20 protein-coding genes are annotated in these 21,915 nt (G+C 62.5%); 15 read left to right on the top strand and 5 right to left on the bottom strand.

Translation table 11 applies throughout. From position 1 onward, the window contains the following. Positions 1-567 precede the first annotated feature (567 nt). Genes proV through proX form a run of 3 tightly spaced genes read left to right on the top strand, consistent with a single transcriptional unit; the run spans position 568 to position 3,974 of the window. A complete protein-coding gene (gene proV, locus YQ44_RS21700) occupies positions 568-1,803 on the top strand; it encodes a glycine betaine/L-proline ABC transporter ATP-binding protein ProV (protein WP_071326675.1) in 1,236 nt (411 codons plus the stop codon). Then, positions 1,800-2,903: a glycine betaine/L-proline ABC transporter permease ProW gene (proW, locus tag YQ44_RS21695; protein WP_071325160.1), complete on the top strand. Its 1,104-nt coding sequence runs from the start codon at positions 1,800-1,802 to the stop codon at positions 2,901-2,903. Before proV ends, proW begins: the two co-directional genes overlap by 4 nt. Positions 2,904-2,915: 12 nt before the next feature. Further along, the gene (gene proX, locus YQ44_RS21690) at positions 2,916-3,974 is read left to right on the top strand and encodes a glycine betaine/L-proline ABC transporter substrate-binding protein ProX (protein WP_083412001.1); all 1,059 of its coding nucleotides are present in this window, start codon (positions 2,916-2,918) and stop codon (positions 3,972-3,974) included. A 94-nt stretch (positions 3,975-4,068) separates the two neighbouring features. Here the strand turns inward: proX and YQ44_RS21685 are convergent, their stop codons facing one another. The 3 genes from YQ44_RS21685 to YQ44_RS21675 form a co-directional block, all read right to left on the bottom strand. Further along, entirely contained in the window at positions 4,069-4,539 is a 471-nt protein-coding gene (locus YQ44_RS21685) for a GNAT family N-acetyltransferase (RefSeq protein ID WP_083412000.1), read from the bottom strand. A gap of 48 nt (positions 4,540-4,587) precedes the next feature. Next, a complete protein-coding gene (locus YQ44_RS21680; protein WP_071325159.1) occupies positions 4,588-4,842 on the bottom strand; it encodes an acyl-CoA-binding protein in 255 nt (84 codons plus the stop codon). A gap of 198 nt (positions 4,843-5,040) precedes the next feature. After that, a complete protein-coding gene (locus YQ44_RS21675; protein WP_071325158.1) occupies positions 5,041-5,397 on the bottom strand; it encodes an FKBP-type peptidyl-prolyl cis-trans isomerase in 357 nt (118 codons plus the stop codon). A 199-nt stretch (positions 5,398-5,596) separates the two neighbouring features. Between YQ44_RS21675 and YQ44_RS21670 the strand changes: the two genes are divergently transcribed. The 7 genes from YQ44_RS21670 (at position 5,597) to YQ44_RS21640 (ending at position 14,138) form a co-directional block, all read left to right on the top strand. After that, positions 5,597-6,568: a YVTN family beta-propeller repeat protein gene (locus YQ44_RS21670; RefSeq protein ID WP_071325157.1), complete on the top strand. Its 972-nt coding sequence runs from the start codon at positions 5,597-5,599 to the stop codon at positions 6,566-6,568. A gap of 83 nt (positions 6,569-6,651) precedes the next feature. Then, positions 6,652-7,491 (top strand): polysaccharide deacetylase family protein, encoded by an 840-nt coding sequence (locus tag YQ44_RS21665; protein WP_071326672.1) that lies wholly within the window; start codon positions 6,652-6,654, stop codon positions 7,489-7,491. Continuing rightward, on the top strand, positions 7,488-8,528 hold the full coding sequence (locus YQ44_RS21660; protein ID WP_232250960.1) for a sterol desaturase family protein: 1,041 nt from the start codon (positions 7,488-7,490) through the stop codon (positions 8,526-8,528). Before YQ44_RS21665 ends, YQ44_RS21660 begins: the two co-directional genes overlap by 4 nt. Next, on the top strand, positions 8,528-9,355 hold the full coding sequence (locus tag YQ44_RS21655) for an EI24 domain-containing protein (RefSeq protein ID WP_071325156.1): 828 nt from the start codon (positions 8,528-8,530) through the stop codon (positions 9,353-9,355). Before YQ44_RS21660 ends, YQ44_RS21655 begins: the two co-directional genes overlap by 1 nt. A gap of 31 nt (positions 9,356-9,386) precedes the next feature. Then, positions 9,387-10,172: a competence/damage-inducible protein A gene (locus YQ44_RS21650; RefSeq protein ID WP_071325155.1), complete on the top strand. Its 786-nt coding sequence runs from the start codon at positions 9,387-9,389 to the stop codon at positions 10,170-10,172. A gap of 388 nt (positions 10,173-10,560) precedes the next feature. Beyond that, positions 10,561-13,689 carry a transglycosylase domain-containing protein gene (locus YQ44_RS21645; protein WP_083411999.1) on the top strand — a complete coding sequence of 1,043 codons (3,129 nt, stop codon included), beginning with the start codon at positions 10,561-10,563 and terminating at the stop codon, positions 13,687-13,689. 68 nt (positions 13,690-13,757) lie between these two features. Beyond that, the gene (locus tag YQ44_RS21640) at positions 13,758-14,138 is read left to right on the top strand and encodes a hypothetical protein (RefSeq protein ID WP_156894952.1); all 381 of its coding nucleotides are present in this window, start codon (positions 13,758-13,760) and stop codon (positions 14,136-14,138) included. On the opposite strand, the gene YQ44_RS21635 is transcribed toward YQ44_RS21640, so the two are convergent. Further along, on the bottom strand, positions 14,135-14,740 hold the full coding sequence (locus YQ44_RS21635; RefSeq protein WP_071325153.1) for a glutathione S-transferase family protein: 606 nt from the start codon (positions 14,738-14,740) through the stop codon (positions 14,135-14,137). The two genes, YQ44_RS21640 and YQ44_RS21635, sit on opposite strands and share 4 nt — an antisense overlap. 129 nt (positions 14,741-14,869) lie before the next feature. Here YQ44_RS21635 and YQ44_RS21630 point away from each other — a divergent pair, with 129 nt between their 5' ends. Beyond that, positions 14,870-16,228 carry a TAXI family TRAP transporter solute-binding subunit gene (locus YQ44_RS21630; protein ID WP_071326669.1) on the top strand — a complete coding sequence of 453 codons (1,359 nt, stop codon included), beginning with the start codon at positions 14,870-14,872 and terminating at the stop codon, positions 16,226-16,228. A 76-nt stretch (positions 16,229-16,304) separates the two neighbouring features. Here the strand turns inward: YQ44_RS21630 and YQ44_RS21625 are convergent, their stop codons facing one another. Next, the gene (locus YQ44_RS21625; protein ID WP_071326668.1) at positions 16,305-16,766 is read right to left on the bottom strand and encodes a rhodanese-like domain-containing protein; all 462 of its coding nucleotides are present in this window, start codon (positions 16,764-16,766) and stop codon (positions 16,305-16,307) included. A 385-nt stretch (positions 16,767-17,151) separates the two neighbouring features. Here YQ44_RS21625 and glnA point away from each other — a divergent pair, with 385 nt between their 5' ends. The 4 genes from glnA (at position 17,152) to ntrC (ending at position 21,860) form a co-directional block, all read left to right on the top strand. Beyond that, positions 17,152-18,567, top strand: a complete 1,416-nt coding sequence (gene glnA, locus YQ44_RS21620; protein WP_070219258.1) for a type I glutamate--ammonia ligase — start codon at positions 17,152-17,154, stop codon at positions 18,565-18,567. Between the two features lie 172 nt (positions 18,568-18,739). After that, positions 18,740-19,225, top strand: coding sequence for a DUF4124 domain-containing protein (locus YQ44_RS21615; RefSeq protein WP_071326667.1), 486 nt, complete (start codon positions 18,740-18,742; stop codon positions 19,223-19,225). 7 nt (positions 19,226-19,232) lie between these two features. Beyond that, positions 19,233-20,321 (top strand): nitrogen regulation protein NR(II), encoded by a 1,089-nt coding sequence (gene glnL, locus YQ44_RS21610; protein WP_071325152.1) that lies wholly within the window; start codon positions 19,233-19,235, stop codon positions 20,319-20,321. 48 nt (positions 20,322-20,369) lie between these two features. Beyond that, complete coding sequence (ntrC, locus tag YQ44_RS21605; RefSeq protein ID WP_071325151.1) at positions 20,370-21,860, top strand: nitrogen regulation protein NR(I); 1,491 nt, start codon at positions 20,370-20,372, stop codon at positions 21,858-21,860. Positions 21,861-21,915: the final 55 nt, after the last annotated feature.

Below are 21,915 nucleotides of genomic sequence, written 5' to 3'. Positions count from 1 at the left end.
CGCCACTTTTGGTGGTAGGAATGGCGCCGCAGCGAAGGGCGAAAAGACGCAGGCAACTGGCTTCTTTTCGCCGCTTTACCCCCTTGTTCCCCACTTGACTGTACGCTGGCGAACATTGCTAGCACATTTCTATTTGGAAAGCCATTGGACTTTGCGGGCTTTTTGCGTTATACTTGAGTCATATTTACAACAGCTACACCGCGTTTCACCTTCTGCTTCGCAGTACTCCCACTCGCTGAGTGGTGAATAATTCTTTGGGTTTTACACCCGCATCCAGTTAAACGTAAGTAATCGATTTTTTCGGTTAAATACATTTGGTGCCATGTATTTGCATGGCGCTAGCGTTGTTAAAAGTCCTGAACCACAGCCTCTTTTAGCACGCACACGGCACCCCGGCATCGGCTTTTGCCATCCGCTGGTCACACGCGTGTCACCCCCTTTTCCTGTCGCTCCCGTGCGCTTGTGCGCCGTGGCGTAGCCGACGGAACGGGGTTTGCTGATTCCCGCCGCAAGCTAGCAGGCTTGCTGGGTTTCATTCCATTCGTCAAATCGAGGGAGAACCACATCGTGGCAAAACAAATTATTATCGACCATGTGTTCAAAGTGTTCGGCGACAAGCCAGAAGAAGCGCTTGAACTCGTCCGTCAGGGCGCCAGCAAGCAGGACATCCTGGCCAAGACCGACTGCACCATCGGCGTCTTCGACGCCACCTTTACCATTGAAGCGGGCGAGATCTTCGTCATCATGGGCTTGTCCGGTTCGGGCAAGTCGACCCTGGTGCGCATGCTGAACCGCCTGATCGAGCCGACCGCCGGCCGTATCATGATCGACGGCAACGACATCAACACCTTGCCGGACGCCCAGCTGCGCGCCCTGCGCCGCAAGGACATCAGCATGGTGTTCCAGTCGTTCGCGCTGTTGCCGCAAATTACCGTACTCGACAACACCGCCTTCGGCATGGAGCTGGCCGGCATGCCGAAGGCCGAGCGCCATGCGCTGGCCCAGCAAGCGCTGGAGCAGGTGGGCCTGGACGGCTACGGCGCCAGCTATCCCGATGAATTGTCGGGCGGCATGCAGCAGCGCGTGGGCCTGGCCCGTGCGCTGGCTTGCGATCCATCGATTCTGCTGATGGATGAAGCGTTTTCCGCGCTCGATCCGATTATCCGTACGGAAATGCAATCGGAACTGCTGCGCCTGCAGCAGATCAAGCGCCGCACCATCGTCTTCATTTCGCATGACCTCGATGAAGCCATGCGCATCGGCGACCGCGTCGCCATCATGAAAGACGGCCACGTGGTGCAAGTGGGCACGCCGGAAGAAATCCTGCGCAAGCCGGCCAACGATTACGTGCGCAACTTCGTGCGCGGCGTCGATGCGGCGGCCGTCTTCAAGGCCAGCGATATTGCCCGCAAGAGCCAGATCGTGGTGTCGGAGTCGCCGAGCCGCGGTTCGCGCGCCGCCCTGTCGATGCTGGAAGAGCAGGATCGCGCGTTTGCGTATGTCGTCAATCCGCAGCGCAAGTTCCTCGGCGTCGTCTCGGCCGATTCGCTGCGCAATGCGCTCGACGGCCATGTCGGACCGCTGGGCCTGGCGCATGCCTACCTGCCCGACGTGCAGACCATCAATGCAGATGAGCCAGTCGCCGGCCTGTTCGGCCAGGTGGCGCAACTGCCTTACGCCGTCCCTGTGGTGGCCAATGACGGCAGCTTCCGCGGCGCCATCAGCAAGACTACCTTGCTGAAGTTCCTCGACCGCGATACGCCAGCCATTGCCGAGCCACAACAACAGAAAGGACAAGCATGAACCCAAGCACCGTTTCCACAGTAGAACCTGTTGTTGAACAGGCCGCCCAGATCAACCCCTGGGCGCTGACGCCGCCCACCGACGCCAGCACCGCGTGGCTCGATGCGGCCGCGCCTGCCGTACAGCCGGAACATGCGGCCGGTTTCCACCTGACGCAGATTTTCGATGGCTCGCTGCCGCTGGAAAGCTGGATCAACCAGGGCCTGGGCTGGGTCGTCGCGCATTTCCGCCCCTTCTTCCAGGCCGTGCGCGCGCCGATCGACAGCGTGCTGTCCGGCGTGGAAGGCGTGCTGCTGGCGGCGCCGTCGCTGACGGTGATCGCCATCATCGGCTTGCTGGCGTGGCAATTTACCAGCCGCACCCTGGCCATCGGCACCGTGCTGGCGCTGCTGCTCGTGTCCATGCTGGGCATCTGGCCGGAAGCCATGACCACCCTGTCGCTGGTGCTGACGTCGCTGGCGTTCTGCCTAGCCATCGGCTTGCCGTTGGGTATTTTCCTTGCCAGCAGCGACCGCGCGCAAAACATCCTGCGCCCCTTGCTGGACGCCATGCAGACGACGCCAGCCTTTGTTTACCTGGTGCCGGTGGTGATGCTGTTCGGTATCGGGAATGCGCCGGGCGTGATCGTGACGATCATCTTTGCCCTGCCGCCGCTGGTGCGTCTGACCAACCTCGGTATCCGCCAGGTGCGTCCGGACCTGATCGAAGCGGCCCGCGCATATGGCGCCTCGCCATGGCAGTTGCTGACCCGCGTGCAATTCCCGCTGGCCATGCCATCGATCATGGCCGGCATCAACCAGTCGCTGATGCTGTCGCTGTCGATGGTGGTGATCGCCTCGATGATCGCCGTCGGTGGCCTGGGTCAGATGGTACTGCGCGGCATCGGCCGCCTGGACATGGGCCTGGCAACAGTCGGTGGCCTGGGCATCGTGCTGCTGGCCATTACCCTGGACCGTTTGACGCAGGCGATGGGCCAGCCACGCCGCGGCGTGCGCCACTGGTACCAGACGGGTCCCGTGGGCTGCGTGCTGCGCCTGGTGCGTGGCAATACCGTGAAAAATAATGCTGACCAGCAAGCTACGCTGGCCAGCGCACAATAAGAAAGGAAGCACATGCATCAAATTGACCATTTTGAGGTAACGCAAAAATCGCAACGCAAGTTCCAGTGGTATTCGGCCCTGGCGATTGCCGCCCTGGCCCTGACCACCAGCCTGGCCATGGCGCAAACGCCGGCCGCGGCCGCCAATGCGCTGCCGGGCAAGGGCGTCAAGGTCCAGCCGCTGCAAAGTTCGATCGCGGAAGAAACCTTCCAGACCATGCTGGTCGACAAGGCCCTGGAAAAGCTCGGCTACGAAGTGCAGCCGATCAAGGAAGTGGAATACCCGACCGCGCATATCGCCATCGCCAACGGCGACGCCACCTTCATGGCCGTGCACTGGGACCCGATGCACAAGGATTTTTATAACAATGCGGGCGGCGACGCCAAGCTGTTGCGCACGGGCCAGTATGCGGGGCCGGCGGCGCAGGGTTATCTGATCGACAAGGCCACGGCGGAAAAGTACAACATCACGAATATCGACCAGTTGCGCGACCCGACCCTGGCCAAGCTGTTCGACCATGATGGCGACGGCAAGGCCGACTTGACCGGTTGCAACCCAGGCTGGGGCTGCGAAGCGCTGATCGAGAACCATATGGATGCGTACAAGCTGCGCGAGACGGTGACCCACGTGCAGGGCAGCTATGCGGCCCTGATCGCCGACACCCTGGGCCGCTACAAGCGTGGCGAACCGATCCTGTACTACACGTGGACGCCGTACTGGGTCAGCGGCGTACTGGTGCCGGGCAAGGATGTCATCTGGCTGAAAGTGCCGTTCTCGGCCAATCCGGACAAGGTGAATACCCGCCTCGACGATGGCAGCGATTACGGTTTTGCCGTCAACACGGCGCGCATCGTGGCCAACAAGGAGTGGGCGCAGAAAAACCCGGCCGCGGCCAAGCTGTTCGAAGTGATGCAATTGCCGGTGGCCGACATCAATGCGCAGAACGAGCGCATGCGCCGCGGCGAAAACACGCAAGCCGATATCGCGCGCCACACGGCCGGCTGGATCAAGTTCCACCAGCAGACGTTTGACGGCTGGATCGCGCAAGCGCAGGCGGCGGCGAAGCAATAAGAGTCAGCGCCGTTTATTTCCGCATAAAGAGTGGCTACCGATACGGTAGCCACTTTTGCGTTAACCGCCTGTTTTCGTGGTTTTTGGTGAGTTTTTAGCCTGTTTCGGCCAGTTTCAGGTGCAAAATGGGGAAAGGCTTGCCGAACGGGTCGCGTTCGGAACGGCTTGCGTCGAGAAAACCCAGGTGGCGGTAAAAGCCATGCGCCTGCGTGTTGTGCTCGTTCACATCGACGGCCGTCGCTTGCAGGCTGGCGATGGCGTGCCGGACCAGCGCGCTGCCGGCGCCGCTGCCGCGCCGCTCCGGATGCACGAACAGCATCTCGATCTTGGCGTGCTCGACGCACAGGAAGGCATAGGCGACGCCGTCATCGGCGCGCAGCACGTGCAGCAGGCGTTCGGCCGTCACCCTGGCCAGTTCGTCGCGCACGAAGGGGCTGAGGAAGGCGATATCGTTGTCGGCAAGGAAATCGTGGGTGGCGCGCACGGACAGGTGCCAGACGTCGAACAGACGGGGCAGGTCGGCGGCGTGGGCCAGGGAAACCTGGGAAATCGGTGATGGTGTCATGCGGAAATCATAACATTGCCCCGGCGTCAGCCGGGGCAGGGGGGACGATCAGTCCTTCAAGTCTTCGATCAGGTCGATGTATTGCTGCTGCGCCTCTTCTTTCGAGGTGCCGGCCAGGGCCGCCCAGGCGTCGAACTTGGCGCGGTTGACGAAGTCGGTCATGCCGGGACGCTCGCCCGTGGCGTCGCCGCTCGACGCTTGCTTGAACAAGGCGTAGATTTTCAACAAGGTCATATTGTCCGGACGCTCGGACAGGGTCTTGGAATCGAGTTGCGCTTGGTCGAATTGCTCTTGTAAACTCATGATGGCTCCTGTGTGCTGATGGAATCGCTGGGAAAGTGCGGCAGGCCTGGCGGAGTGGCCACCGTGCGTGCTGCAGTGCCTGACATCATAGTGAAAAAAGCGCGCCGTGCATTAGAGGACACACTCAAAAAAAGCGCCGCCGCTGAGTGAACAGGGGCGGCGCCTGGCGCGGTCATGTGAACCTTGCCCGGTCGGTGCTTAGACGCCCAGCAGTTCGACGTCGAAAATCAGGGTGGCGTTCGGTGGGATCACGCCACCGGCGCCACGCGCGCCATAGCCCAGTGCTGCCGGGATGATCAGCTGGCGCTTGCCGCCCACTTTCATGCCTTGCACGCCTTCGTCCCAGCCTTGAATCACGCGGCCAGCGGCCAGCGGGAACTCGAACGGGTCGTTGCGGTCCTTGCTCGAGTCAAATTTCGCACCGGCGCTGCCGTCGTCGTTTTGCAGCCAGCCCGTGTAGTGCACGACAACATTGTTGCCGGCTTGCGCTTCAGCGCCTTCGCCGACAACGGTGTCGATGTATTGCAGGCCGGAAGCGGTGGTAATGGTGGTCATGATAATCCTTGTGTAGGCGATGAAAGCTTCAGATTGTAGAGCAATGGCTTGCAAAGCGCCATTCCAGGCCCTGTCGAATGGAAAAACCGGAAATTACCGTCGCTTGTTGCCAGCGGTAGCATTTAAGGGGGGATTTCACACAATAAATACAGTGTTTCCACGTAAAATACATGTTTTGTATTTAACAGTGATTTCTTCCATGTTCCGCAGTCTACGCCGCCTTCTTTTTTCCTCGCTGTGCCTGGTTTCCGCAATGTCTACGGCGCAAGCCGAAGTGGTGGTGGTGCTCAATTCCCGTGATGCTACGGTGCAACTGCTGGACCAGAAAACCTATGCGCCCCTGTCCACCTTTGCCGTCGGCAAGGAGCCGCATCACCTGATGGAGACGCCGGACGGCAAGTCGCTGATCGTCGCCAGTTCCGTCGGCAATGAGCTGATCTTCCTCGACCCCGTGTCGGGCCAGATCCAGCGCCGCATCAGCAACATCCTCGACCCCTACCAGATCGGCTTTTCGCCGGACCAGAAGTGGTTCATCTCGAATTCGCTGCGCCTGGACCGCATCGACCTGTACCGCTACGATGGCAAGAACCTGACCCTGGCCAAGCGCATCCCGCTGCCAAAGTTGCCTAGCCACATGGCGTTCACGGCCGACAGCCGCATGGCCTTCATTACCCAGCAGGGCAGCAACCAGGTCAGCGCCATCGACCTGGAGACGCAGACGGTGAAATGGACCATGCCCGTCGGCCCCGCGCCGGCCGGCATCACGATGACGCCCGATGGCAAACATTTGCTGGTCGGCATCATGGGCAGCGACTATGTGGAAGTGATCGACTGGCGCACGCAAAAGACCGTCAAGCGCATCAAGGCCGGCGCCGGCACGCACAATTTCCGCGCGCTCGGCGACAACCGCATGACGTTCGTCTCGAACCGCGTATCGAACACGATCAATATCATCGACCAGAAAACGCTGGAAAACGTGGGCACCATCAATGTGCCGGGCGGTCCGGACTGCATGGAAATCACGCCCGACGGCAAGACCATGTGGGTGACCTTGCGCTGGATCAAGAAAGTGGCCGTGATCGACTTGACGACGCGCAAGGTGATCAAGCTGATACCCGTGGGCCGCTCGCCCCATGGCGTGTATTTCGCCACCCACTCGCCGCGCATGTGATGATGGCGCCCCTGATTTTGCGCCGCCTGGCTCCTGGCGTGAGCCGCCGCGCCGTCATGCCCGCCATGCTGCTGTGTGCGACCATGCTGCCGCACGCTTGCGCGCATGCGACTGCCGCTGCCAGTCCCGTGCCTGCCGCTTCCAGCGCCGCGCCTGCCAAGCTTGCCGCGCCTGGCGCCGTCGCCACACCCGCGCTGTCGGCCGCTCCGGCCGCCTGCAAGGGCACGATCTACCTGACGTTCGACACGGGTAGCCAGTCGCAAGCGCAGCTGATTGCCGACGTACTCAATAAACGCCATATCAAAGCCACGTTTTTCCTGGCCAATGAAAAGACCACGCGCGGCGACTATTCGCTTGATGCCTCTTGGGCGTCATACTGGAAGGACCGCGTGGCCGAAGGCCATGCGTTCGGCACGCATACGTTTGACCACGTGTACTGGAAGAAGGATCTAGCCAACGGTTTGATCCAGGTCAAGCCCCAGTTCGGCAAGGAGGGCGGCAAGCTCGCGTCCTTCACCGACAAGCAGTTCTGCGAGGAATTACGCCGTGTCGACACGCGTTTCCAGGAGCTGACCGGGCACAAGCTCGACCCGTTCTGGCGCGCGCCGGGCGGCTATACGTCGCCGCGCACGCTGGCGGCAGGCAGCGCCTGCGGTTACCGGCATGCGGGCTGGGCGCCAGCAGGGTACTCGGGCGATGAATTGCCCAGCGATAAGTATCCAAACGCCATGCTGCTCAAGAGAGCGCTGGCGAACCTGCGCAGCGGCGATATCTTCATCTCGCACATGGGCATCTGGTCGCGCAAGGATGCGTGGGCGCCGGCCAACCTCGATGCCCTGGTCAAAGGCTTGCAGGACAAGGGTTTCTGTTTTGCCACGCTGCGCGAGCATCCCGATTACGCGCAGAAGAAGGGGCAGCCATGATGGCCGCCGACATCGCGTCCCTCCTGCAGCCCGCCGTCGACACGGTGGTCGATGCCTTTGGCGCGGCGCAGGGCTGGCTGTTCCAGACGGTCGTCAATCCGCTCGTGTACCACCTGGGCTTTGGCGAATTCACGGAAGAGGCGTTCGAAGGCACGGAATGGCTGCTGATCGGCCTGTGCGAACTGCTGCTGCTGTTTCTCGTGCTGCGCCCGCTCGAAGCGCTGATACCCGCGCAAAAGATGACGGATCCGCGCGCCCGCTGGAACGATTTCATCTATACCGTGCTGCACCGCATCGGCCTGTTTTCCGTGCTGGTTTTCTTCACGCTCGACCCGCTGATGGATGCATTGGCCGGGGCTTTGCGCTTCGACAATATCCATCCCTTGAACCTGGAGTCGCTGTTGCCCGGCATCAGCCCCTTGCTCAGTTTTATCATTTATTTTGTGATCATCGACTTCGTCGACTATTGCTACCACCGCGCCTCGCACCATTTCGGCTGGTGGTGGGGTTTGCACAGCCTGCATCACAGCCAGCAAAACATGAACTTGTGGAGCGATGACCGCAACCACCTGCTCGATGACTTTTTGCGCGACGTGGTCATGGCCCTGGTGGCGCTCGGTATCGGCGTGCCGCCGGGACAATATGTGCTGCTGGTCTCGATTTCGCGCATCTTGCAAAGCTTGCAGCACGCGAATGTGAGGATACACTTCGGCCGCATCGGCGAGCGGCTCTTGATTTCGCCGCGTTTTCACCGCACGCACCATGCGATCGGCGTGGGGCATGAGTCGAAAGGCAAGGGCAGCATGGGCGGCTGCAACTTCGGCGTGGTCTTGCCGATTTGGGATATGCTGCTGGGCACCGCGAATTTCTCGGCAGGCTATGCGCGCACGGGCGTGCGCGACCAGCTGGCCCGCATCGACGGCAATGGCGTGGGCCGGCCGGGACGCAACTATGGACGCGGCTTCTGGCAACAGCAATGGCTGGGCCTGCGCCGCATGGTGGAATTTGCAAGATTGAAACGAAAAGGACGCCGTTGATGCGTAATGTGCTGAACTCGTATGGCCGTGCCTTGCTGTCGCAATTGCACGGCAGGATATTGCTGCTGAGTGTCGCGCCGTTCATCCTGTCGCTGATCCTGTGGGGCGGCTTGCTGTATGTCGGCCTGCAGCCGCTGATCGACAGCCTGCACGCGCTGTTCACGCAGTACGATTTCTTCCGCACCAGCGGCCAGGTGCTGGCCACGTTCGGCCTGGGCGTGCTGAAAGCCGTCATCGTGCCGCTGATCGCCATGTTCATGCTGCTGCCGCTGATGATCTTGACGGCCCTGATCTTCATGGGCCTGTTCGCCATGCCGGCCATCGGCCGCCATATCGGCGGCCGGCATTTTCCGCAACTGGAAAAGAAGCATGGCGGCAGCCTGGTCGGCAGCGTCGGCACCTCGCTTGCCACCTTTCTGCTGTTCATCGTCGCCTGGCTCGTCATGCTGCCCCTGTACGCGTTTCCGCCGGCCGCGCTGGTGGGACAGGCCGTGCTGTGGGGCTGGCTGACCTACCGGGTGATGGCGTATGACGCGATGGCCGACTACGCCAGCGTGGACGAGCGCCACGCCATCATGCGCGAGCAGCGCTGGCCCCTGCTGGCCATCGGCATGGTGTCCGGCGCGGCCGGCGCCGTGCCTGGCCTGCTGTGGATGGGCGGCGTGATGTCCGTCGTGTTTTTCCCCTTCCTGGCGGCGTTCGCCATCTGGCTGTATGTGCTGATCTTTATCTTCACGGGCCTGTGGTTCCAGTATTACTGCCTGGAAGCACTGGCGCGCCTGCGGGGCCAGCGCGGCATGACGGACGTGGCACCGGCGGACGCCTGACCCTCACTATCGAATCGAAGAAGGAAGTTTCATGGCTATCGGATTGATCATCATCGGCGACGAAATCCTGTCGGGCAAGCGCACGGACCAGCATTTTCCGAAAGTGGTGCAAATGCTCAAGCAGCGCGGTTTGCAGCTGAGCTGGGCGGAATACGTGGGCGATGAACCGGCCCGCCTCGTCGCCTTGCTCAAGCGCAGCTTTGCCAGCGGCGACATCGTCTTCAGCTTCGGCGGCATCGGCGCCACGCCGGACGACCACACGCGCCAGGCCGCCGCCGACGCGCTGGGCTTGCCGCTGGTATTGCATCCGCAGGGCAAGGCCAATATCCAGCAACGGATCACGGAAATGGGCGAGGAGGCGGGCGTGCCGGCCGATTTGCACTCGCCGGAAAACCTGCACCGCCTGAAAATGGCGGAATTCGTCCATGGCGCCGAACTGATACCGAATCCGTACAACAAGATTGCCGGCTTTGCCGTGCGCGAGCATTACTTTGTACCGGGCTTTCCCATCATGTCCTGGCCCATGATCGAGTGGGTGCTCGATACGCATTACGCCCACCTGTTCAACCAGGTACCGCACGCGGAACACGCCTTGCTCGTGTACGAGACGGCGGAATCGCTGCTGACGCCGCTGATGGTGCGGCTCGAGGCGGAGTTTCCGCTGATCAAGGTGTTCAGCCTGCCCAGCGTGGGCGACGCGCAGACGCGCCGGCATATCGAACTGGGCGTCAAGGGCGAGCCCGCGCAGGCGGCGGCCGCCTTTGCCGAGATGCGCGCCGCGCTCGATACCTTGCAGGCGGAATACACCACCATCTGACCGGCCGCCAGCCCGGCGCCGGCGGCTTTTTCGCTGGCGTCCAGCCCGCCTTGCTCCTATGTTCGCGAGCGTACAGTCCAAGACGTTGTTTTTTTGCGAAAATCTTCAATGAAGCAAGATTTTTGTGTGCGCTCGTCAGTCGTTTTCATGCCGATGTGGTGGAATGGTGAACAGGGGCGTCGCGTGCAGGAAGCGGGGCCGCCTGCCTGTGCAGTAGAGCGTATTTTTGATTCACCGGTATGGACATCATGTTAAGCAAGCTTCGTTGTGACCAGCTACGGCTGGCCCCGGTCTTACCCTGCGCGGATTGCAGCCATTGCCGCACGAGTGTGCGGTGCAGCTACCGCATTTTCCGCGCCGTCCACACCCAACCTTACCCCAGCATCCCATGAAAGACACAGGCGTCAACCTGGCCGCGCAAGAGCGGCCCCCAGCCGATACACTGCCCGACGCGGGCGCCGAGGCCCCGCCGCCGGCGAGCCCGCCGAAGAAGCGCCGTTCGCGCATCTGGCCCATCTTTGCCATCATTGCGCTGGCGCTGATCGCCGGCGTGGCCTGGTTCGTCATGCGCGAAGTGCGCACGTCGGCCCTGCAGGCGGAATTCTTCACGCGCCTGGACCGCCAGCTGACGTACAAGGTCGAGCCCGGTCCCGCGCCGGCGGACGCCATCCGCTACCCGCAGCATGGCCCGTACGACGAGCGGCTCGGCTATGCCAGCCTGCCGGACTTCATCACCAAGCTCAACGCGCGCGATTATGAAATCACGGCGCAGGCGCGCATGTCGCCGAAGATGGTGCAGCTGGTCGATCGCGGCATCTTTGCCACGTATCACGAGAAAAACCGCGCCGGCCTGTCCATCCTCGATTGCCGTGCCGCGCCCCTGTTTGCCGCCAGCTACCCGGAGCGCATGTTCGACGGCTTCGCCGAAGCGCCGCCGGCGCTCGTGCAAAGCCTGCTGTTCATTGAAAACCGCGAATTGCTCGACCCGGGCACGCCCGAGCGCAACCCGGCCGTGGAGTGGGACCGCCTGAGCAAGGCTGTCCTCGACAAGGCGCTGAACCTGTTTGGCGGCCACCGCAGCGGCGGCGGCAGCACCCTGGCCACGCAGATCGAAAAATACCGGCATTCGGAAGACGGCCGCACCAGTTCCATGCAGGACAAGCTGCTGCAGATGATTTCGGCCAGCCTGCGTTCGTACCAGGATGGCGAAAACACCATGGAAGCGCGGCGCAAGATCGTCGTCAATTACCTCAATACCGTGCCGCTGTCGGCGAAAAGCGGCTTTGGCGAAGTCAACGGCATTGGCGACGGCATGTGGGTCTGGTATGGCCGCCCGTTCGCCGAGGTCAAGACTTTGCTCAAGGGCAATATGGACCAGCCGGGCAGCGCGCTCGCCTACAAGCAGGCGCTGAGCCTGCTGATCGCGCAGCGCCGTCCCTCGCATTATCTGGTGGCCGGCGGCGCCGACCTGGAAGAATTGACGAACAGCCATCTGCGCCTGCTGGCGCAGGCGGGCGTGATCTCGCCGCAGCTGCGCGATGCCGCCGTCGCCGAGCGCCTGCGCCCATCGACGGCCTCGGGCGTGCAGTCGGAAGCGTCGACCTCGTTCGTCACGCGCAAGGCCTCGAATGCCGTGCGCAACCACCTGGCTGGCATGCTCGGCGATCCGCGCTTGTACAACCTCGACCGTCTTGACCTGAAAGTGGTCAGCACGCTTGACGCGCAGGCGCAAAACGCCGTCACCAAGGTCTTGCGCGAGCTGCGCGACCCCGAAGTGGCGAAAGCGGCCGGCCTGACGGGCAAGGGCATGCTGGGCAATGGCGACCCGGCCAATGTCGTGTACAGCTTTACCCTGCTGCAAAAGGGCGAGCAGGCCAACCTGCTGCGCGTGCAGACGGACAACTATGACCAGCCGCTCGACATCAACGAGGGCGCCAAGCTCGACCTCGGCTCCACGGCCAAGCTGCGCACGCTGGTGACCTACCTGGACATCATCGACCAGCTGCACCAGCGCTACAGCGGCATGGGCGCCGCCGAGCTGGGCAAGATCGCCGTCGATCCGAAGGACATGCTGTCGCAGTGGGCGATTGCCTATTTGAAACCATTGCCGCTCGGCGAGGCGCGCAAGCTGCCGGCCATGCTGGCGGCCGCCATGGAACGCAAGTATTCGGGCAACCCGGGCGAAGGCTTCTTCACGGGCGGCGGCTTGCACCATTTCGGCAACTTCTCCAAGCTCGACGACAGCCGCATCATGACCTTGCAGCAGGCGCTGCGCCAGTCGACCAACCTGGTGTTCGTGCGCCTGATGCGCGACGTGGCCCGCTACTACATGTTTTCGCGTCCCGATTCGTCCGCCTCCTTGCTGGCGGACGCCGACGATCCGCGCCGCGCGCAGTACCTGAGCCGTTTTGCCGACAAGGAAGGGCGCGAATTCCTGCACCGCTTCTATCAGAAATACCGTGGCAAGAGCGTCGACGAGCAGGAAAAGATCTTGCTGGCCAGCATACGCCCGACCCCCGTGCGCCTGGCGAATATCTTCCGCACCATCAATCCGAAGGGCACCGTGGCGGAATTCGGCGATTTCCTCAACGCCAACTTGCCATCGCAAAATGAAGTGCCGCCCGAGCGCGTGGCCAAGATGTACGAGCAGTACGCGATGGAAAACTGGTCGCTGGCCGACCGTGGTTATCTCGCCAATGTGCATCCGCTGGAACTGTGGATGGTGGCGTACCTGCGCCAGCACGAGGGTTCCACCCTGTCGCAGATGGTGGCGGCCAGCGAAAAGGAACGCCAGGAAGTGTACAAATGGCTGTTCAATACGCACCGCAAGCATGCGCAGGACCGCCGCATCGCCAATTTGCTGGAAGTGGAAGGGTTCCTGGAAATCCACCGCCAGTGGAAGAAGATGGGCTATCCGTTCGACTCGCTCGTGCCGTCGTACGCGACGACCCTGGGTGCCTCGGCCGACCGGCCCGCCGCGCTGGCCGAGTTGATGGGCATCATCATCAACGATGGCGTGCGCAAGCCGAGCGTGCGCATCGATTCCATGCATTTCGCCGCCAACACGCCATATGACACCAAGTTCCAGCGGGGCAGCAAGGTGGAGGCGGAGCAAGTGCTGTCGCCGGACGTGGCGCGCGCCGTGGCCAAGGCCATCCGCGAAGTGGTGTCGGACGGCACGGCGAAGCGGGCGAAGACGGCATTCGTCGGCGCCGACGGCGTGCCCATCCCGATGGGCGGCAAGACGGGCACGGGCGACCAGCGTTTCGACGTGTATGGCGCCGGTGGCCGCCTGATCGAGTCGCGCTATGTGAACCGCTCGGCCACGTTCGTCTTCAATATCGGCGAACGCTTCTATGGCAGCATGACGGCGTATGTGCGGGGGCCGGAATCGAAGAACTACGATTTCACCAGCGCCTTGCCGGTACAGTTGCTCGTCTCGCTGGCGCCGAGCCTGATGCCGCTGATCGAGCCGCCCGCGCCGGCCGAAGGCGTGGCCAGGCAGTGCACCAATTAAGCGGGCGCGCTTGTATGATGAAAGCCGGCCTCGACAGGCCGGTTTTTTTTGTGGAGAAGAAAGGAACGATGGACAGGACGCAACAGATTTTTGAGCAATACCACCGTTTCGACGATGGCTCGCTGGTATCGATCGAGCAGCTGTATCAACCTCGCGGCGTGCTGTCCGTGCGTATCGTCTTGCACGCGAGAAATCATGTGCTGGTAGGCAATGTCTGGCGCCGGGTGGCCATCACGGTGGGCGAGGTGGAGGAAGTGGCGCTGAAGACGCCGGGCAACTTCATCAACCGCATCTGCTGCGGCGTGAAGCTGCTGCGCTTTGGCGACCTGTGGTGCGTCGATGTCGACGGCACGTATGCGCACGACGAGCCTGCGACCCTGGACGAGGTGCGCCGCGATGGCGATTGCTATGTCATCGGCGGCACGGTCGAAGCAGTGGAACTCGATTAGCCGGCAAACACGGCGGTCTTGTCCGCCAGGCGCGCATGATAGGCGGCGATGGCGCGGTAGTCGGGACGCTGCAGCGGCGCCATCAGCCAGCGCTTGACGGACAGGCCCAGCACGATATCGGCCACGGTAAACGCTTCGCCGCACACGAAGGCGCCCGTGCGCTGCAACTGCTGCTCGAGGATGCCCATCATCTTGTTCCATCCGGCAATACCGGCCGCCAGTTGCGCGGCATCCTGGTGCGCCGGGCTGTGGCGCACCAGCGACATGAAGGCGTAGCGCCAGCTGTTGTTCAAATCGCCCATCTGCCAATCCATCCATTTTTCCACTTCCGCGCGGGCACGGGGGCTGCTTGGCAACAAGTCGTCGCGGCCCGCCTGCGCGCACAGGTAGCGGCAAATCGTGTTCGATTCCCACAGCACCAGGTCGCCATCGAGCAGCACGGGCACCATGGCGTTCGGGTTCAGGGCCAGGAAGGCGGGGTCGTCGGTGGCGCGAAAGCCGCTGCCCCAGTCTTCGCGTTCGTACGGCAGATCGAGTTCCTCGCACGTCCACAGGACTTTGCGGACGTTGATCGAGGCGGCTTTTCCAAGAATTTTCAGCATGCAGGGCTCCCGCGGCAAGTGGTTGATCCAGCACTGTAGCCGAATTGGCCACGCCGCGCGCGAGAGATGCCTTGCATAGTTGCGGTTTTCTTGGCATCGTAGCCACCCATGAAACCTATGCGCCACCACATGTCCAAAATCCTCGCGTTCAGCCGCTTTTCCGTGCGCGATTTCCTCGCCACCGCCGGCCCCACCCTGCTGCTGATCGGCGCCGTCTGCGCGCTGGCGTACTGGCTGGTCGATCCGGCGCCGCCGCGTCAGGTCAGCCTGTCGACGGGGCAGGACAATAGCGCCTATGAAGAATTCGGCAAGAAATACGCGGCCACCCTGGCCAAGCACGGCATCAAGGTGACCCTGCAGCCATCGCTGGGCTCGCAGGAAAACCTGCAGCGCTTAAATGGCGGCAAGACCGATATCGCCTTCGTGCAAAGCGGCTCGACGGAGCACGCCGATGCCGAACGGCATGGCCTGATTTCGCTGGGCAGCCTGTTTACGGAACCCGTGTGGCTGTTCATGCGCGAAGACAAGGCCGTCACGGAGCTGACGCAACTGAAAGGCATGAAGATCAACCTGGGGCCGGAGGGCACGGGCGTGCCCAGCCTGTTCCGTCAATTGCTGTCCGTAAATGGCGTAGAAGCAACGGAGCTGACGGTAAGCGACCTGCAAAACACGCCCGCCACGGTGGAGCTGCTGGAAGGGCGCATCGACGGCCTCGTGTTCAGCTCGGCGCCGGAAGCGCCGCTGATCCAGATGCTGCTGCAAACGCCGGGCATCAAGCTGTTTGATTTTTCGCAAGCCGAGGCGTACACGCGGCGCCTGCCCTTTCTGACCCACGTCATCTTGCCGCGTGGCATCGTCGACCTGGGGCAGAACATTCCCGCGCAGGATTATCACCTGATCGCGCCGACCGCCACGCTGGTGGCGCGCGAAGACTTGCATCCGGCCCTGATCGACCTGTTCGTGCAGGCGGCGGCCGGCATCCACGGCGGCACGGGCTGGTTCCAGCAGCAGGGGCAGTTCCCGTCCGCGCGCTACACGGAAATTCCCGTCGCGCCGGAAGCGCTGAAATTCTACAAGGATGGCGCGCCCGTGCTGCAGCGCTATATGAGTTTCTGGCTGGCCAATTTCTTCGACCGCATGTGGGTGCTGGTGGTGGCGCTGGGCGCGCTGATCCTGCCCCTGTCGCGCGTCGTGCCGCCGCTGTATGTGTGGCGCATCCGCTCGCGCGTGTACCGCTGGTATGGCCAGCTGCGCACGGTCGAGCAGGCGCTGGAAGACGTGCCGGAAGATAGGCGTGCTGCAGTGTATGCGGAGCAATTGACGCGGCTCGACCAGATCGAGGAAATGGTCAACCAGATTTCGATCCCGCTGTCGTTTGCGGACGGCCTGTACGGCTTGCGCAGCCACATCAATTTCGTGCGCAAGCGGATTCAAACCCTGATGGGCGAGCATCCGACCGCCGCGGCGGAGGCGGGCGAGCCGGCCTGAGCGCTGGATGCGGGCGTTTCCTGCTTAGCGCCGGAGCGCGCCGTCAGGCCCGAGCAATAGCCGCACCGTTAAAACCTCAGGCGCCCAGCCACGGCAAGCCCGCCTTGCACCAGCCACCGATCTGTTTGCGGTGGCCGTCGGCATCCTTGTCGCCCTCGAAGCCTTCGAGGATGTCGAAGCAATTCGCATAGCCGTGTTCGGTGGCCAGCTTGGCCGCATGGCGCGAGCGCACGCCGGAGCGGCACAGGAACAGCAGTACTTCGTCTTTGCCGGCCTGGGCAGCCAGTTGCGCGAGAAAGTCGGGATTGGGCACGCCGCCCGGATAAGTGGCCCATTGCACCGCACCATGCTGGGTATCGGCGATGTCGACCCGGCCGACCCAGTCGCGCTCGGCATTGGTGCGCACGTCGATCAGCTTGACGCTGGCATCGAGTTGCAGCAATTCATACGCTTCCTGCGGCGTCACGGCGCCGGCGTACGGCGTACCCTCATTGGCGCGGCTGCGGGCGGTGCTCAGGATGTCGGCGGCGGTGGTCATGGCGTCCTCGATGAAGGTGGAATGGTATGAACGATTATAGTGCGCCACCGGCGCCCCGCAAACGGGAATACGCGGTGCATGCGCGTCGCACCATAAAGAGGCATTTTCTCAAAAAAGCAAGGAAATGCACGATAATGGTGCGTTATTAGTTTTTCGCACTTGTATAGTGCATTCCTGATGTGCGGCTGTTCTTGCGTGGAAATCGCCGCCATGAAAACTTTCACTGGGATGACAGCGATTTTGCCGCCGACACCCAGGAGCTCCTGGAGCTGGCATGGAATCTGCTATGATCCCTATGAGTTTTGGTGGCACGCAATGTTTGCTTCGCTTCATCAGCCCGGACGCATTAAGGTCGGCTCACCCCACATTCATTTAGGAGATACGCATGGCAATGACAGCCGCAGAAGTCTTGAAGATGGTAGAAGAGAACGAAGTCAAATTCGTTGATTTCCGCTTTGCCGATACCCGTGGTAAAGAGCAGCACGTGACGGTTCCCGTGTCGCACTTCGACATGGACAAATTCGAATCGGGCCATGCCTTCGACGGCTCCTCGATCGCTGGCTGGAAAGGCATTGAAGCGTCCGACATGATCTTGCTGCCGGATCCAAACACCGCCAATATCGACCCGTTCATGGAAGAAACGACGCTGTTCATGCAGTGCGACGTGATCGAACCGTCGGACGGCAAGGGCTACGACCGCGACCCGCGCTCGATCGCGAAACGCGCCGAAGCCTACCTGAAATCGTCGGGCATGGGCGACACCGCCTACTTCGGCCCTGAGCCGGAATTCTTCATCTTCGACAGCGTGCGCTGGAAGATCGACATGTCGGGCTGCTTCGTCAAGATCGGTTCGGACGAAGGTTCGTGGTCGACCGGCAAGGACATCGAAGGCGGCAACAGCGGCCACCGTCCTACCGTCAAGGGCGGCTACTTCCCCGTGCCGCCAGTGGACAGCTTCCAGGACATGCGTTCGGAAATGTGCCTGATCCTGGAATCGCTGGGCATCCCGGTTGAGGTACATCATCACGAAGTCGCTGGCGCGGGCCAGAATGAAATCGGCACCAAGTTCTCGACCCTGGTCGAGCGCGCCGACTGGACGCAAAACCTGAAATACGTGGTGTGGAACGTGGCGCACAGCTATGGCAAGACCGCCACCTTCATGCCGAAACCTATCGTTGGCGACAACGGCTCGGGCATGCACGTGCATCAATCCGTATGGAAAGATGGCAAGAACCTGTTCGCCGGTGACGGCTATGCCGGCCTGTCCGATTTCGCCCTGTACTACATCGGCGGCATCATCAAGCACGCCAAGGCACTGAACGCGATCACCAATCCGGGCACCAACTCGTACAAGCGCCTGGTACCAGGCTACGAAGCACCGGTGAAACTGGCGTACTCGGCGAAAAACCGTTCCGCCTCGATCCGTATCCCGCACGTGGCCAATCCAAAAGGCCGTCGCGTGGAAGCGCGTTTCCCGGATCCACTGGCGAACCCGTACCTGTGCTTCGCCGCACTGCTGATGGCTGGCCTGGACGGCGTTGCCAACAAGATCCATCCGGGCGAAGCCGCATCGAAAGATCTGTACCATCTGCCGCCAGAGGAAGATGCACTGATCCCTACCGTTTGCGCCTCGCTGGAAGAAGCGCTGGAAGCCCTGGACAAGGACCGCGAGTTCCTGACCCGTGGCGGTGTCTTCAGCGATTCGATGATCGATGCCTACCTGGAACTGAAAATGCAGGACGTACAGCGCATGCGCATGACCACGCATCCTGCCGAGTTCGACATGTACTACTCGCTGTAATGGCGCCATGCCGGCAACTTGCCGGTAGTGAATAAAAAACGCGGGTGAGGCGATGGTCTTGCCCGCGTTTTTTTATCCGGCGCGCCAGTGTGATGTTGTATATTCAGCCCAGCATCGATGCGATGCAAGCTGACAGGAGTAGAGATTGACTAAGCATTACAGAATGGCGTTGATGGCCGGATTGCTGGGCGCCGCGGCCCAGGCGCATGGGCAGATTTTCCTGTGCACGGATGCCCAGGGCCACAAGGAATTGACGGATATGCGGCGCAACGCCAGTTGCCAGCTGCTCGATTTACCGGGCGCCATCACGGCGCCGCCGGCGCGCAAGACGCCGCCCCCGTCGGGCGCGCCCGCGCGACCCAGTACCCAGGCGGCAGGCACGCCGGCGCCCGCCGCCGGCGCGTTTCCCCGGGTCGATGGCGCCGAGCAGCGCGCGCGCGACCTGGACCGGCGCCAGATCTTGCAGGATGAATTACGCAGCGAAGAGCAGAAACTGGCGGCGCAGCGCCTGGAATTCAACGAGGGCCAGCCGGAACGCCAGGGCAATGAGCGCAACTATGCCAAGTACCAGGAGCGGGTGGCGCAACTGAAGGACAACATTAGCCGGACACAGCAGAACGTCGAGGCCCTGAAACGCGAGATCGCGAATATCCGATGACGAGACGATGACTACAGACACCCACTCCAGCCGCCCGGCCCACCTGGCCGGCCTCGATCTGCTCGCGTCAGCCGTGATCCTGCTCGACGGCGACGGCCGCATCGGCTATGCCAACGCGGCGGCGGAAAACCTGCTGGAAAGCTCGCTGAAAGCCCTGTCGCGGCAAAAGCTGACGGCCCTGTTCCTCAATCCCGACGAGCTGGCCGGCATCTGCGCGCAGGCGCTCGAGCACAAGTTTTCCGACTTGCGCCAGGACTTGAGCCTGGAACGCCTGGGGCGCGAACCGCTGCGCGTGCACAGCATCATCAGCGCGCTCGACGCGCCGCCCGACAGCGTGCTGATCGAGCTGCGCGAAAACGTGCAGCAACTCAAACTCGACCGCGAGGAACGCATCCTCGACCAGAGCCAGGTCAACAAGGAGCTGATCCGCAACCTGGCGCATGAAATCAAGAACCCGCTGGGCGGCATCCGCGGCGCGGCGCAGCTGCTGGAGCTGGAATTGCCGGCCCTGCACCTGAGCGAGCTGCGCGAATACACGCAGGTCATCATCAAGGAAGCGGACCGCCTGCAGACCCTGGTCGATCGCCTGCTGGCGCCGCACCGCCGCCCGCACATCGTCGGCGACGTGAATATCCACGAAGTGTGCGAGCGCGTGCGCAGCCTGATCCTGGCCGAGTTTCCCAGCGGCCTGACCATTTCGCGCGATTACGACGCCTCGATCCCCGAGTTCCGCGGCGACAAGGAACAATTGATACAGACCGTGCTCAACATCGCGCACAACGCGGCGCAGGCGCTGGCCGAGCGCATCGAGGCGGGCGATGCGGAACTGATTTTCAAGACGCGCGTGGCGCGCCAGGTGACCCTGGCCAAGGTCCGCTACAACCTGGCATTAGACTTGCATATCATTGACAATGGACCGGGCATCGCACCCCAGATCCGCGACCGGATTTTCTACCCGCTGGTGTCGGGCAGGGAAGGCGGCAGCGGTTTGGGACTGACCTTGGCGCAAACCTTCGTGCAGCAGCACCTGGGCGTGATCGAGTGCGAAAGCCGGCCTGGATACACCGATTTCAGGATCGTTCTGCCCTTGCCATAAGCGGGGGCGTATCCCACCCATGAAATCCATTGCGGGACGCACACACTAATGAAGCCAATCTGGATAGTTGACGACGACGAATCAATCCGCTGGGTGCTGGAAAAAGCCCTGGCGCGGGAAAATCTCGCCACCAAGAGTTTTGCCAATGCGCGTGACGCCATCGCCGCGCTGGAACTGGACACGCCGCAAGTGCTCGTGTCCGACATCCGCATGCCGGGCGCGTCCGGCCTGGAATTGCTGCAGACGGTCAAGTCGCGCTTTCCCGGCTTGCCTGTCATCATCATCACGGCCTTTTCCGACCTCGATTCGGCCGTCGCGGCCTTCCAGGGCGGCGCCTTCGAATACCTGGCCAAGCCCTTCGACATCGACAAGGCCGTCGAACTGATCCGCCGCGCGCTGGAAGAGAGCCTGCGCGAGACGAGCGTCGAATCGGGGCCGTCGGAAACGCCGGAAATCCTCGGCCAGGCGCCGGCCATGCAGGAAGTCTTCCGCGCCATCGGCCGCCTGTCGCAATCGAACGTGACGGTGCTCATCACGGGCGAATCCGGTTCCGGCAAGGAACTGGTGGCGCGCGCGCTGCACAAGCACAGTCCGCGCGCGGCGCAGCCCTTCATCGCCCTCAACACGGCGGCGATTCCCAAGGATTTGCTGGAATCGGAACTGTTCGGCCATGAACGGGGCGCCTTTACGGGCGCGCAGACGACCCGCCGGGGCCGCTTCGAGCAAGCCGAGAACGGCACCCTGTTCCTCGACGAGATCGGCGACATGCCGTTCGACCTGCAGACGCGGCTCTTGCGCGTGCTGTCCGACGGCCATTTCTATCGCGTCGGCGGGCACCAGCCCATGAAAGCCAATGTGCGCGTGATCACGGCCACGCACCAGAACCTCGAGCAGCGCGTGCGCGACGGCCTGTTCCGCGAAGACTTGTATCACCGCCTGAACGTGATCCGCCTGCGCCTGCCCAGTTTGAGGGAGCGGCGCGAGGATATCCCCATCCTGGTGCGCCACTTCCTGGTGCAAAGTGCGCGCCAGCTGGGCGTGGAAGCCAAGCGCATGAGCGAACCGACCATGCAGTTTCTCAGCAGCCTAGATTTGCCCGGCAATGTGCGCCAGCTGGAAAACCTGTGCAACTGGATCACCGTCATGGCGCCGGGCCAGACGGTGGAAATCAAGGATTTGCCGCTGGAATTGACGCAGGGGCAGGGCGATGGCGCCGCCAGCGTCGTCTCGGGCGAAGGCGCGGCACCGGCCGTGGCCCATGCGCATGGCGGCCAGGTGTTCGAGGCCGCCGCGCCCGCCAATGGCGCGCCGCCGGGCTGGATCGGCTTGCTGGAACTGCAGGCGGCCGGCATGCTGGGCGCGGGGCAGCAGGAGGTCATGGCCGTGCTGGGACGGCAATTCGAGTCGGCCCTGATCAAGACGGCGCTCAAGCATACGCATGGGCGCAAGAACGACGCCGCCGTGCGCCTGGGCATCGGCCGCAACACCATCACGCGCAAGATCTCGGAACTGGGCATCGACGGCGCCAAGGACGATTGAGCCACCTGCCGGACGGAGCCACGGGGCGCCCGCAAGGGGAGCCCGCTCCGTCCGC

It is taken from the genome of Janthinobacterium sp. 1_2014MBL_MicDiv, assembly GCF_001865675.1.
Classification (GTDB): Bacteria; Pseudomonadota; Gammaproteobacteria; order Burkholderiales; family Burkholderiaceae_D; genus Janthinobacterium.
Note: the sequence above shows the minus strand (reverse complement) of the source record. Positions and strands in the feature narration are given on the sequence as shown.

What these genes read in the sequence shown, in the direction of transcription:
- proW (WP_071325160.1), top strand. Translation starts at nt 1,800, where the DNA reads ATGAACCCAAGCACCGTTTCCACAGTAGAACCTGTTGTTGAACAGGCC.
- proX (WP_083412001.1), top strand. Translation starts at nt 2,916, where the DNA reads ATGCATCAAATTGACCATTTTGAGGTAACGCAAAAATCGCAACGCAAG.
- YQ44_RS21685 (WP_083412000.1), bottom strand. Translation starts at nt 4,539, where the DNA reads ATGACACCATCACCGATTTCCCAGGTTTCCCTGGCCCACGCCGCCGAC.
- YQ44_RS21680 (WP_071325159.1), bottom strand. Translation starts at nt 4,842, where the DNA reads ATGAGTTTACAAGAGCAATTCGACCAAGCGCAACTCGATTCCAAGACC.
- YQ44_RS21675 (WP_071325158.1), bottom strand. Translation starts at nt 5,397, where the DNA reads ATGACCACCATTACCACCGCTTCCGGCCTGCAATACATCGACACCGTT.
- YQ44_RS21670 (WP_071325157.1), top strand. Translation starts at nt 5,597, where the DNA reads ATGTTCCGCAGTCTACGCCGCCTTCTTTTTTCCTCGCTGTGCCTGGTT.
- YQ44_RS21665 (WP_071326672.1), top strand. Translation starts at nt 6,652, where the DNA reads ATGCTGCCGCACGCTTGCGCGCATGCGACTGCCGCTGCCAGTCCCGTG.
- YQ44_RS21660 (WP_232250960.1), top strand. Translation starts at nt 7,488, where the DNA reads ATGATGGCCGCCGACATCGCGTCCCTCCTGCAGCCCGCCGTCGACACG.
- YQ44_RS21655 (WP_071325156.1), top strand. Translation starts at nt 8,528, where the DNA reads ATGCGTAATGTGCTGAACTCGTATGGCCGTGCCTTGCTGTCGCAATTG.
- YQ44_RS21650 (WP_071325155.1), top strand. Translation starts at nt 9,387, where the DNA reads ATGGCTATCGGATTGATCATCATCGGCGACGAAATCCTGTCGGGCAAG.
- YQ44_RS21645 (WP_083411999.1), top strand. Translation starts at nt 10,561, where the DNA reads ATGAAAGACACAGGCGTCAACCTGGCCGCGCAAGAGCGGCCCCCAGCC.
- YQ44_RS21640 (WP_156894952.1), top strand. Translation starts at nt 13,758, where the DNA reads ATGGACAGGACGCAACAGATTTTTGAGCAATACCACCGTTTCGACGAT.
- YQ44_RS21635 (WP_071325153.1), bottom strand. Translation starts at nt 14,740, where the DNA reads ATGCTGAAAATTCTTGGAAAAGCCGCCTCGATCAACGTCCGCAAAGTC.
- YQ44_RS21630 (WP_071326669.1), top strand. Translation starts at nt 14,870, where the DNA reads ATGTCCAAAATCCTCGCGTTCAGCCGCTTTTCCGTGCGCGATTTCCTC.
- YQ44_RS21625 (WP_071326668.1), bottom strand. Translation starts at nt 16,766, where the DNA reads ATGACCACCGCCGCCGACATCCTGAGCACCGCCCGCAGCCGCGCCAAT.
- glnA (WP_070219258.1), top strand. Translation starts at nt 17,152, where the DNA reads ATGGCAATGACAGCCGCAGAAGTCTTGAAGATGGTAGAAGAGAACGAA.
- YQ44_RS21615 (WP_071326667.1), top strand. Translation starts at nt 18,740, where the DNA reads ATGGCCGGATTGCTGGGCGCCGCGGCCCAGGCGCATGGGCAGATTTTC.
- glnL (WP_071325152.1), top strand. Translation starts at nt 19,233, where the DNA reads ATGACTACAGACACCCACTCCAGCCGCCCGGCCCACCTGGCCGGCCTC.
- ntrC (WP_071325151.1), top strand. Translation starts at nt 20,370, where the DNA reads ATGAAGCCAATCTGGATAGTTGACGACGACGAATCAATCCGCTGGGTG.